This window comes from Thermosphaera sp., from assembly GCA_038827615.1.
GTDB lineage: Archaea > Thermoproteota > Thermoprotei_A > Sulfolobales > Desulfurococcaceae > Thermosphaera.
In genome coordinates this window covers 1-11,154 of the sequence record JAWBNK010000005.1, presented here as the reverse complement: position 1 = coordinate 11,154, position 11,154 = coordinate 1, and the positions used below count along the sequence as shown (strand labels likewise).

Genomic DNA, 11,154 nt, shown 5'->3' with positions numbered 1-11,154 from the left:
ATTATGGGGTTTCCAGATGACTTCCGCTTTCCCCAAGATATCGGCCTGACAAAGAAATATGAGATGATAGCTGACTCCGTCTCGCCAAAATTCTCCGTGGTTCTTGCTAAGGCTCTTAAACGTTCTCTGGAGCTGTGAACTAAGCCATATAGGTAATAGGCATGTAAAAAGATTTATGATCCCTCCCGCATTAAGGGAATATGCGCGAGCTATTCGTCACTGAACTTGTAAAAGAGATTCTTGGTCCGCGCTGCGGTTTACGGGAGGAAATCCGTGCGAATCCTCTCAGCGAATATATAACCGGAGTCCTAGCGCCGGTTTCTTCCCCGTCGGTTAGGGACATCGATGTGGAGTCGGAGATTGCACTTAACGAGTCGCAGGAATATGAGGAGGAGACAGATGACACCGACATCTATGTTCCGCCGCACCTTTCCCCGGTGCTCAATCCCAAGAGCAGACCTCCTTCGATCGGTCTATCCTTTATGGTGGAATACCACGGCGGAACAACACCGGGCATTGACGTGTGTCTTACATGGTCAAGATACTTTTGGAATGCTGATAAAAAAGTATGGAAAAGGGAGCCACGATATGCCATAAGAGCTATACCACTGGACAGCGATAAAAAATCTTTCCGGATAGGGCCGGATGGTGTAGAAACCACCCCAGACCGTGCTGAGATACACCTGCACGTTCTCGTTAGAAATTGGCAGGGAAATCGAGCATTCGTCACGCTCTACCAAGTTAACGGGATCCGTTTCACGCCCGCCTCCATCGGCGACACGCCAAGTCCAGAGCATCACATTTTCCAGCCCCAGATAAGAGTTGTATGCTGGTCCGGGACGAGAGTCATTCCCGTGATACAGAAGGAGCCGCTGAGGGAGGAGGAAGGGGAGCTGTCGTTCCTCTATAGGCAACGGCCAATCCTTGCGCGTGGGCACCTATGCTCCGCGGTGTGGAGGGATGTCGACCCAGAGAAGCCCTATGAGGGGAGACTCGATTCGCCGGAATGCGTTAATGAGCCCCCCTTCCACTGGCTGGATGGCGATATCTTGCCAGAGCAGGAAAAAAGAAGGTTCGTGTGCCCGGATGTTAGAACAGAATTTGTTCCGATTTACGCCATCCCCATGCCCGATATGGAGTGGAATGAAGAGAGTTATGGCTCCTCTCCTGAATTGAGCGCTGAAGTTCTCGCCGAAAGTTGGGACCCAAGCGAGTTGCGCTCGAGGCTGGAACCGTTAGCGTTGGCATATCGAAGATGGATTGATGAGTTACGAGGCTCACTGGTGGAACTATCGGAAAGTGAACGGGAGATTGCGGAGCGCCTGATAAAACGCTGTGAAGATGCCCTTAACCGCATAACGCGGGGTATTGATCTGCTGTGCATGGATGATGATGCACGGCTCGCATTTTGCTTCGCCAATAAGGCCCTCGACATTCAGCGGAGATGGGCTAAGGGGAGCGGGCTGAGATGGAGGCCCTTCCAACTCGCATTCATCCTTTTCACGATAGAGTCAGTTTTAAGAGAGGACTCCGCTTGGAGGGACGTCTGCGACCTCCTCTGGGTGCCCACCGGCGCCGGAAAGACTGAGGCATATCTGGCGATAGCGGCACTTGCCATGGCTTATAGGAGGAGGAGAGCCTTGCGCAGAAAAAATGGCGACAGAACAGGAGGCGGGGTCTCCGTAATCACGCGATACACCCTGAGGCTGCTCACAATACAGCAGTTTAGGAGAGCTCTGGCGATGATCACCGCATGCGAATATCTCCGGGTCCATGGTCTGGGGTGCGAGGTGCCCGTTGGATGGAGACCCTCCAGATGTACCATCAATGACGATTATCTATGGGGATCCTTGCCATTCTCCATCGGTCTGTGGGTCGGGGGAGGCGTCACACCCAATAGCCTACAAGAGGCTTGGGCCGGGAGGGAGGTTCCCGGGGCTCTCAAAATCTTGAAAGGCTCGCATGATAGAAGTGAGCCTGCCCAAGTTATGAATTGTCCGGCATGCGGCGCAATACTTTCGGTACCCAAAAACGGCTTAAGGCCGGGAAGATACAACCTGCATCTGGTGGTGCGTTCGTCCGGCGCTCAGAGCCTTCGTAACGCCATCACCGACCTAGCGGGCTCCTACGGGAGGTTAAATGTTGTCTCAGCAGATCTATCGCCACATCATTCCGACGGATACTTTACTATTTCACTATTGATAGACGTTAAAGAGCAGATCAGCGACCCGGATATTGACAGATTATGGGAGGCGCTGAAGCATAAGCTAGGTGGTGTTGAGCTCATCTCCATCCGCGCGTCTAGGCCCGGCTATTTCATCCGCCGATACTTAGGACAGCACGGCAACAAGGTTGAATACGATTTTGAGATATTCTGTCCGAACCCGAGATGCGGGCTTCGCGTTCCGTGGTGTGGGGGAGCGCCTGCGGGCTTGATTCACGGCAGGCCGCCGCAGATACCTGCACGCCCTAACTTTCCTGACGGAAACAACCCTATCGATGTTCAAGAGCCGTTCCGCCTTAGCTCATTGAATGTCTCTGACCGTATTCCAATCCCGGCTCTCACCGTGGATGATCAGATTTATCACAGGATACCATCCATGCTCGTCTCGACGGTAGACAAATTCGCGAGACCTCCATTCGAGCCCCGTGCCTCCGCCATCTTCGGAAACGTCGAGTTCCATCACTGTATTGGAGGATATTATAGGCGCGGTCTGCATTATCTGCCGGTCAACAAAGGCCATCCGGTACCGTCTGGGACCGGTAAGGGGAGATTTTTCGTCGATATTCACCCGCTGGACCCGCCCGACCTTATACTGCAAGACGAGGTTCATCTCATAGAGGGGCCGCTGGGCAGCCTAGTGGGCTTCTACGAGACCGCCGTGGATTTCCTCTGCAGCCAACAGACCGGGTGGCGAGTGAAGTACATAGCCTCAAGCGCAACGATTCACGGGGCCGACAGGCAAGTTCGGTCGGTGTTCGCCAGAAGGCTCCAAGTTTTTCCGCCCCACGGTCTCTCAGCAGACGACAGATTCTTCATCAGAGAGAGGGAGACCCATTCGCTAGATGACAAAATTCCGGGCAGGCTGTATGTCGGAATATGTGCTCCAGGGAGAGGCCCCCACACGCCCCTAGTGAGGATATGGGCGCGTCTTCTTCAGACTGCATGGAACAGCAAGAACAGGCCCAATATAGACGCCTTCTGGACTCTCACCGGATACTTTAATGCCATCCGGGAGCTCGCTGGAGCTAGGGCACTTTACAGGCAGGACATCAAGGAGCGTATCGGCTCCATCGCGCGCGGAAATCCGCGTCCACTCCCAGAGGATAGATGTGTGGAGCTGTCTAGCAGAACCGGCTCTGATGAGCTGCCAAGCATACTTAACTTGCTCAATGAGTCCTATCCCAATGCTCAGGACGCGCTATTCACAACATCGATGTTTGGAACAGGTGTCGACATACCACGTATAGGACTGATGGTGGTTAACGGCCAGCCCAAAACCACAGCGGCATATATCCAGTCCACCGGACGAGTCGGAAGGGGCGCGGGTGGTCTGGTGGTAACTTTCCTGAGGGCTACAAGGCCACGCGACCTAGTTCACTATGAATTCTTTGTCGGTTACCACCGCCAGCTTCACAGATTCGTAGAGCCCGTAACTGTGTTCCCCTTCTCGCCGGGAGTCATAGACAGGTTCTCCGGACCTCTCCTCGTCTTTATGTTAAGAAATATGCGTGGGACGCTGATCTCTTGGCATGAAGAGGGCTCGGCTCCGAGAATGTCCAGCGCCAGATCCACTGTCTCTGAAGTGAGGACCGTCATAGATGCGGTAGAGAACCGATACCGGAGCACAAACCTCCTGACGGTTCAGGGGACAAACATAAGGAGGGAATTGGAATCAAAGCTGGACCGCTGGCAGAACATAGCAAAAGCCCACCCCGACCTGAGGTATGTGGAGTATAGAGACGTGAAACACTCCGTGGTCCTTGGCGACGCACAGCATCAATACCGCAAAGAGATCGATGTGGTCTACTCGGACGCCCCTCAGTCTCTCAGAGAGGTTGAGGACACCACGGGTTTTGAGGCGTAGGAAGGGTGAGAACTCCGTGGTGCAGCATATCAGGCTTTCCCAGTTCGTCATCACATACGGTCCTGGGGCAATAATAGAGGGCCCCGGAGGCCCCCGGGTTATACCCCGCCCGGATATCGGGCTCTTCGAATCCGGACGCGGCCTGAGACCTTCTGATTACGACATAGCCGATCAAAGGATGTCGGAGGGATTGTTAGAGAGGGCGCGTATATTCAGGCTTCCAACCAATGCGGAGTTGGGAGCTCCAGCAGATCGGCCTCTGTACCGCACACGCGCCTTTCCTAAGTGGCGGCTATGCCTTAACAACCAAGCCCACGGTGACGACCGCTCGGTGCTTTTTCGTTTAAGGCAATGTCCCTCGTGCAAAACGGTCAGTAGGTATGTTGAGCCCATCAGATTCATCGCCGCATGCCCGCGGGGACACATGGATGACGTCGGTTGGTACGAGATCGTCCATGGCAATTCTGCCACCTGCCCGCACAATGACTGGTTTTGGTGGAGAGGCGGCGGGGGAGCCCTCAGCAGAATAGAGCTGGAGTGTCCTCGTTGCCATGCTCACGCAAATCTAGGACGGGCATATGTACAGCGGTTCCGCTGTAGCGGCAGGTTCCCTGAAAGGGAGCCGCTCGGCTCGGGGCCGCTCTATCAGGAGTGCGGTGGACATATGTTGATGATACAGCGGCAGGCCTCTAATCTGCGCATTCCGGAAATAAGGACGCTGTTCACAATTCCGCCGCGTCATACCGAACTGCATCTTTTGCTGCAAGATACATCAATACGTACAATGTTGATCGGCATGAGGGGTATATCCTCTAAGCAGGAGCTGGAATATATACTCAATAATTTGGTGAGCGGAGGTCTCATAAAGCAGGACACCGCACGTAAGATCCTAAGATACGAGTGGGACGAGATTCAGCGGGCCATCAGCGAGATACTTACGCCCGTGCCGCGAGATTATGAGGCACTGATTTTGGAAGAATTCCACGCCTTAGTACGCGGATCAGTGGAGGGGATACCTCCGTATCGCGGCCCGAGGCCACGATCCCAAGTCTTTCTTGAAATAAATCCCCAATCAGTCCAGCGTTTTCGTGGGTCCGGTGGAAAGGTGCTCCGCGTCGTTCCCGTCTCCCGTTTAAGAACGGTCATAGTTCAGAAGGGATACCGCCGAGAGGTCGATACCCAAGTTCCCGCCGATCTAGTGGATATAGGTTTCCCCGACCCACTCAATCCACACCAAGAATGGTATCCGGGGGTGGAATTTCTGGGCGAGGGTATCTTCATTATGCTAGATGCCGGGGACGGCTGGCACTTTGATCTGGAAGGCCGGTCAGCAAGTGAGTGGCTCGAGGCATACCGCAATTCCGACGGCTACCCCGATCATGTTTTCCGAGGGAAGATGAGACATGAGCTTCACCCGGTCTTCGTATGGTGGCATTCACTGGCGCATCTCCTCATCAGAAGCGTGTCGATATATTCTGGATACTCTTCCGCATCGATGCGTGAAAGGATCTTCATTGAGCTCGATGGCTCTAAGGCAAGGGGTGGAGTACTCCTATATGCGACACAGCCCGGAAGTGAGGGAACGTTAGGCGGCCTTATCGCATTGGTCCCTCACTTTACGGATATCCTAGAGAATGCCTTGGACACGCTTCACTCATGTTCAATCGACCCAATCTGTGCCGAAAACCTGTTCAGGGTCGGGGGTTATATCGGAGCCGCATGCTATGGGTGCCTACTGGTCTCAGAGACGTCTTGCGAACACAGAAATATGTGGCTCGACAGAAACCTTCTAAGGGATAACCCACCTTGAACGACGTATGGATCCTCGCAACCGGTCCCGAGCTCCTCAGGGAGGGAGTACGGGGAATCGAACCCGTTATTGAGGAGCTGATAGCATCGGCGCGCAGCGAAATTCATATTGTGGCCTACCTTCTCACCCGTCAGGCGGCGCGCATTTTGGACCTCACGGAAAAGGCGGCAGAACGGGGGGTGAGGGTTACCATTATTATCAACCGGCTGGAGACCCAAGACGAATTCATCAGATCGAAACTAAATTTTTTGCGGAGATCGTCGTCCAACATAACGGTCTACAATTTTTCCGACCTCGCGGGACGGCAGCTCCACGCAAAAGTCATCATAGCCGATAGGATCAGGGCCGTTATAGGCTCCGCAAACTTGTCTTGGGGAGGGATGGTCACCAACTACGAGATTGGGGTCATGCTAGAGGGAGATGCGGTTTGGAAGCTGGCGGCGTTGGTAGATTCGTTCATAACCGCGATGCAGGGGAAGGGCCTTTTCCTTCAAGAATACGAGTGACCGGCAGGGCGTGAGTAGAGGTTGCCGGCTCCTATCCTTCAGGCTAAAAACGTCTATGCCTTCACACAGAGAGCCCTAGCCGCGATCCTTGTTAACTTATAGAGATGGACGAAGTATCTGCTGGAGAAGTCGTCATCCTAGCTTATAAAGGCTATGATTCGGAAACTATCTCGCAGATAGTGGGTAGATTGCGCAAAGAACTCGCGTTTGCTAGGTGGTGCATGGAGCTAGTTGCCGTATCAGACGTTTACGAAAACGATCGCTTAGTTAAGGAACTTGTTTCAAAACTGAATCCTGCAGACAAGAACAAGAGAGTCGTCATCATAGCTGGTGACCTAGATGTGAAGCTCTGGCATGCTGTCCCTACAGAGTATGTTAAGAATGCCTAGAAGATCCTGCTGCTTCTAAAGGATGTCGCAGATTTTGTGCTCTTCGTGCCAAATGACTCTGATTCTGAGGAAATAGATTCCCCCAACTGATGGCATAGTAAACATAGATAGGTCTACCTTCTTCATAGTGGAGAGGGGTCGAGTCAGGGTAGGATTCATAGGTCTGGGCGGAGCGCCCTCCAACAGTGTCAAGGAAAATGAGCCCTAACGTATTTATGGAACGAGAACGTCCCCATGGTTTCTCAAGGCATATTCTCAGATCTCAGGATATGTATCGAGGAAGACATGTTCGAGAAACCCGACTACATCGTGCTTATAACGCACTCCCAGCCGTATAGGGTCGCAGATTATTCCACCTCTATAACTTTAAGGGATGGCACAATCTTAGAGGAGATGTCCCTTGAGCTGCAAGGCAGAATACCAATTATAGATAAGAAGTAGGAAGACGGGAAGAGGCTGATAACTACGAAGAGACTCGGGTCAAAGATAATCAGAAAGTTTGTCGAGAACTATAAGCTTGGCATCCACATCTTTGGACACGTCCATAAGTAGGGAAGGCTATTCGTGCAGAGCCAGCAAACAGCGTTCTTTGACGTAAGCCACCTATCGTCACCGCCCTACAAGTTGACTGGCCGAAAGTTCTTAACGCTCCGTCTGACGAAAGACGAAACCGAGTACACGTTCGACAGTTTCGTAAACAAGAACCTGAGCTTTAAAGACTTCATCGAAGTATACCTATAGGTGTCTGGGCCGTGGCCTCTAAGCGTTACATGATCTTGCTGTCAACCTCGCAGCGAAGGTCTAGCGGCCCTAAACCCCTCCCGGCAATCGAGAGGTACCAAGGAGTATTCTTCCCTGTGCTTAAGAAATACTTGCGAGAAGGAAAGCTGAAAACATAGACATCATTATCGTGTATGACAGGTTGGGGCTCTGCGGTCAGAAGACAGGGTTACCTACCATAAGCCGTTTAAGGAGAAGCTTGAGCTCACTAAAGAGTATGTGGAGAAAGCTAGGGAAGAAGACTATCCAAGCTGAAGAATATCTATAGCGAATCAGACTACTCGGGGGTCTTTATGGCCTGCGGACGAGACTTCTTTAAACTCATCAAAGTTTCTGCAAGGGAAAGGGCTTTGGGGCCAAAGGCACAAGACCTTAAGAAGCGGATACTAAGCCACTCTCCCGAAGGAGACACACCGCCTCACACTCCTACAAGGCTACAAGGAAGAGAGAGGCTGGGCGGAATACAATAAAGGCCAAGTATGACCGCCCAAACAGTTTTATAAAGATTAACCCGTAGGTAACATAGGTTACAAGCCATGTCGCTAGAACCTCATACCCGAAACGCTAAGGATCTATTTGACCTGTCGCTGGACCTAAGGGAATTCCTAGAGCTCTGGCGAAAGACGAGAGAAGAAGACGCAAGTCAGGATGAGAGGAAGCTGCTAAGCGGAATGGTTAAGAGGCTAGCCGAGGAGCTGAACGTCCTCCCGTTTCGAGGCCCTCTCCCACAGCATCTGCTAACCCGAAGGCCTAAATTATTCCCGAGATGGACGGGCGATGCCGTAGACAAGGTTTTGAACATTATGGCAGAATACCTGAGTTATAGATATGATCACGTGGTCTGGGAAGATATATGTAGGAACCCCGAGACCGTCAACGAGTACATAAATAGGAATCCAGCCAGAAGGGAGAAAGCAAACGGCTTCATCTTCGAGCTTATAGCCAGACGATGGCTCAAAGAAGTAGGAGGAGAACACTGGCGCAACGTACAGAGAATACAAGTCTTGACCCCTCCAAGATTAAGGTCAATAGGCATCGACCTTTGTCAGATATCCAAGCGAGGACTAAAGCACGGTATAGAGGTCGACGCTTTCTCCGCGCTTAAGTCCAACCGACAGCTTAACATATCTATAGCTGAAATCGAATGCTCGTTAACCAATTCGGCTCTCGTACTAGAAATGGTTGCGAAGGCTATAATCCTAGCAGAGTACTTTAAAAAGTATGTAGATATAGATGCCCACTAAGCTGAAATTGCGTTGGTGGGATGGAGACGCCTTACGCAAACAGAGAAAGACGACCTAAAGGGGGAGCTGCGATGGTACGTGGTCCAGTACCTACCTATGAATCGCGTTAGCTACTCGGAGGACCATGTTAACGTCTATGACATAGAAGACATGCTCAAATCGACAAAGAATCTAAAAACAGACCTTGCAAATGTAATCACGTATATAAGCTCGATGAGAAGCTAATGGAGTTCTGTTAAACTTAGGTGTTAGGCTTTGAGGCTGTCTAAAAATTCTGATAAGTATGTTAGGTCTTTAGAGGTAGGATATGAAACGTGAATACGTCAATTAAAGAAACCTATGAAGAGATGGTGTCCGGATAAGGAATGGTATTTAAGGGTCTGGTAGGCTTATCCTTGCCATGGACATTGTGGCCCTAATTTCTAACTGCTTTAAGCGTAATAAAAGCCGCGAGGTTAATATCTTAGCTATCTCGGAGTACATGTTCCAAGTATCCATGGGCTCTGAATAGGCTTGGCCTAGAGTATGAGCATCATAGGTTCGGTATATGTAACAGGTTTGAAAGACTCTTCAGGTGTCTAAAGGAGAGGGCAGAGATATTACACGATAAGCCAAGCCCTAAGGACTATATACAAGGAATTAAGAACCTTAACCTATTCACGCTGTACTACATTGCTATGAGAGGTGGAAGCGGCTGACATTGCTTATCCGGACACTACCATCAGCGGTATCCTTAGGTTTAAGCCTTAAATACAAGTGGCAAGGCATCAAGGAATGTTTATACTAGGCTCTTAAGGCTATCTGCTCTTCCTAGGCTTCTTACCTCTTGCTAGTAGGCTTGCCAACCTCTTGAGCTCCCTCTCCATCTCTGAGAGCTTAGACTGTAAGCTAAGGTATTCTCTCTCCAGCTCGGCTAGCCTCTTATCCCTCTCCTCGAGCCTACGCTTCATCTCGACCTTTGCTTCCATGGCTTCCGACACCGTCAGCTCCTCTATCCCATTCACGTATGCATTGAGCAGCTCATCCTCGGAAGGCTTATAGTAGTTTGAGGCTAAAGATATCTTATGGCCTAGAAGAGTCTCGACCATAAGCCTTCCAACTCCTGAGCTCTCAAGCCTTGTAGCGAAGAACTTCCTGAAGCCGTGGACAGCCTTGACGTCGTGAGGTCTACTTTTAGACCTCTCCCTAAGCCCAGACCTCTCCCATAGCTTGTGTAGCTGATTCCTCAAGGTCTTTGAGTCTGCTGGAAGAGGCATACCCTTACTCTCAGACCTACTCCACTTAACAATCCTTATCAGTGGGCTCTCAGGAGTTATCTCTTCTCCCTCAACCTCGCGGGCACGCCTATACTCCATCAAGAACTCGTATGCTTCAGGAGTTATGAATGTTGTATAGGCTTCCCCACCCTTGCTTACAGGGACTACGAGCTTGGCAAACCTATACCCTTGATACTCTACAGGCGTTAGATGCTTCCACCTGAGATGCTCTACGGAGCCTATGCGTATCCCAGAAGAGCATAGAAGCAGTATCAAAGCCTTCATCCTTATGTCCGCATGCTCGAGCAGCCTCCTTACCTCATCCTTCGTTGGAGCTCTATCTAATCCGACCTTCTTAGCCTTAGGCATCAACTTAGATATCTTCCACCAATTTAAAGAATTTTCCAAATCGTTCATTACTAGAAGATGCTTCACTGCTTGAACATGCTGTCTAATGGTAGAACCGCTAACACCTCTAGCCTTATGCGCATCTACAAAGATTACGATTAGATGCTCGAGCCTTCTAGGATCCTCTCTTGCAAGCCCAACAACATCGTCAGGAGACAGTCTAGAGAATCTCAAGAACAAGTTGAGCTTCTTAAGGTAACAATCCCTAGTAGTAAGGCTTCGAAACCCAACTAAGAAGTTTTGGAGAACACCACCATTTCCTTGAAGAGAACTTAACTCATCCAACCCAAAAACATCCTAGACTCGATACTATATTAGTTTGAGCCCAAATATGTGTGCGGGGGGTGGGATTCGAACCCACGAACCCTTCCGCCCTTCTCATTCTGGCCTACGGGAGCGGGTCTCTCGACTCCGGCTTAGGTAGATCTTAAGCCCGCCGCCTTTGACCTGGCTCGGCCACCCCCGCCTCAAGAGAGAATATCGACGGCTAAAAAATAAACCGTCCGCATGCAAGGTCGGCCTTCAGGGGTAAAGACTTTAACCAAGTGTTGCAGGCTTTCTCACGGGGGCCCGGGTGGCCGAGTGGCTAGGCGGCGGCCTGCAGAGCCGCTTTACAGGGGTTCGAATCCCCTCCCGGGCTCTGGAGAGGCTTATCTTAATTCCATCCTAATTG

The 11,154-nt window shown here is 51.1% G+C and carries 9 protein-coding genes and 2 tRNA genes; 9 read left to right on the top strand and 2 right to left on the bottom strand.

What is annotated here, in order from left to right; all coding sequences use genetic code 11:
* The first annotated feature begins 200 nt into the window (after nt 1-200).
* The 8 genes from drmA to QXH45_07295 all read left to right on the top strand — a co-directional run bounded on the left by drmA (nt 201) and on the right by QXH45_07295 (nt 9,042).
* Nucleotides 201-4,088: a DISARM system helicase DrmA gene (drmA, locus tag QXH45_07330; GenBank protein ID MEM2079050.1), complete on the top strand. Its 3,888-nt coding sequence runs from the start codon at nt 201-203 to the stop codon at nt 4,086-4,088.
* Nucleotides 4,021-5,898, top strand: coding sequence for a DUF1998 domain-containing protein (locus QXH45_07325; protein ID MEM2079049.1), 1,878 nt, complete (start codon nt 4,021-4,023; stop codon nt 5,896-5,898). The genes drmA and QXH45_07325 overlap by 68 nt, the downstream gene beginning before the upstream one ends.
* On the top strand, nt 5,895-6,404 hold the full coding sequence (locus QXH45_07320) for a phospholipase D-like domain-containing protein (protein MEM2079048.1): 510 nt from the start codon (nt 5,895-5,897) through the stop codon (nt 6,402-6,404). The genes QXH45_07325 and QXH45_07320 overlap by 4 nt, the downstream gene beginning before the upstream one ends.
* Before the next feature lie 104 nt (nt 6,405-6,508).
* Entirely contained in the window at nt 6,509-6,793 is a 285-nt protein-coding gene (locus QXH45_07315) for a hypothetical protein (protein ID MEM2079047.1), read from the top strand.
* 234 nt (nt 6,794-7,027) lie between these two features.
* Nucleotides 7,028-7,234, top strand: a complete 207-nt coding sequence (locus QXH45_07310) for a hypothetical protein (GenBank protein MEM2079046.1) — start codon at nt 7,028-7,030, stop codon at nt 7,232-7,234.
* A gap of 311 nt (nt 7,235-7,545) precedes the next feature.
* Nucleotides 7,546-7,692: a hypothetical protein gene (locus QXH45_07305; GenBank protein MEM2079045.1), complete on the top strand. Its 147-nt coding sequence runs from the start codon at nt 7,546-7,548 to the stop codon at nt 7,690-7,692.
* A 417-nt stretch (nt 7,693-8,109) separates the two neighbouring features.
* Nucleotides 8,110-8,817, top strand: a complete 708-nt coding sequence (locus QXH45_07300; protein MEM2079044.1) for a hypothetical protein — start codon at nt 8,110-8,112, stop codon at nt 8,815-8,817.
* Nucleotides 8,818-8,829: 12 nt separating this feature from the next.
* The gene (locus QXH45_07295) at nt 8,830-9,042 is read left to right on the top strand and encodes a hypothetical protein (protein MEM2079043.1); all 213 of its coding nucleotides are present in this window, start codon (nt 8,830-8,832) and stop codon (nt 9,040-9,042) included.
* 572 nt (nt 9,043-9,614) lie between these two features.
* On the opposite strand, the gene QXH45_07290 is transcribed toward QXH45_07295, so the two are convergent.
* Nucleotides 9,615-10,766 carry a site-specific integrase gene (locus QXH45_07290; protein MEM2079042.1) on the bottom strand — a complete coding sequence of 384 codons (1,152 nt, stop codon included), beginning with the start codon at nt 10,764-10,766 and terminating at the stop codon, nt 9,615-9,617.
* Nucleotides 10,767-10,817: 51 nt separating this feature from the next.
* Nucleotides 10,818-10,947, bottom strand: a tRNA-Leu gene (locus tag QXH45_07285).
* Between the two features lie 102 nt (nt 10,948-11,049).
* Between QXH45_07285 and QXH45_07280 the strand changes: the two genes are divergently transcribed.
* A tRNA-Cys gene (locus QXH45_07280) sits at nt 11,050-11,121 on the top strand.
* The last annotated feature ends 33 nt before the right edge of the window (nt 11,122-11,154 follow it).

Coding starts and splice junctions, on each gene's coding strand:
- QXH45_07310 (MEM2079046.1), top strand. CDS start 7,028: ATGGTTTCTCAAGGCATATTCTCAGATCTCAGGATATGTATCGAGGAA.
- QXH45_07315 (MEM2079047.1), top strand. CDS start 6,509: ATGGACGAAGTATCTGCTGGAGAAGTCGTCATCCTAGCTTATAAAGGC.
- QXH45_07300 (MEM2079044.1), top strand. CDS start 8,110: ATGTCGCTAGAACCTCATACCCGAAACGCTAAGGATCTATTTGACCTG.
- QXH45_07325 (MEM2079049.1), top strand. CDS start 4,021: ATGTGGTCTACTCGGACGCCCCTCAGTCTCTCAGAGAGGTTGAGGACA.
- drmA (MEM2079050.1), top strand. CDS start 201: ATGCGCGAGCTATTCGTCACTGAACTTGTAAAAGAGATTCTTGGTCCG.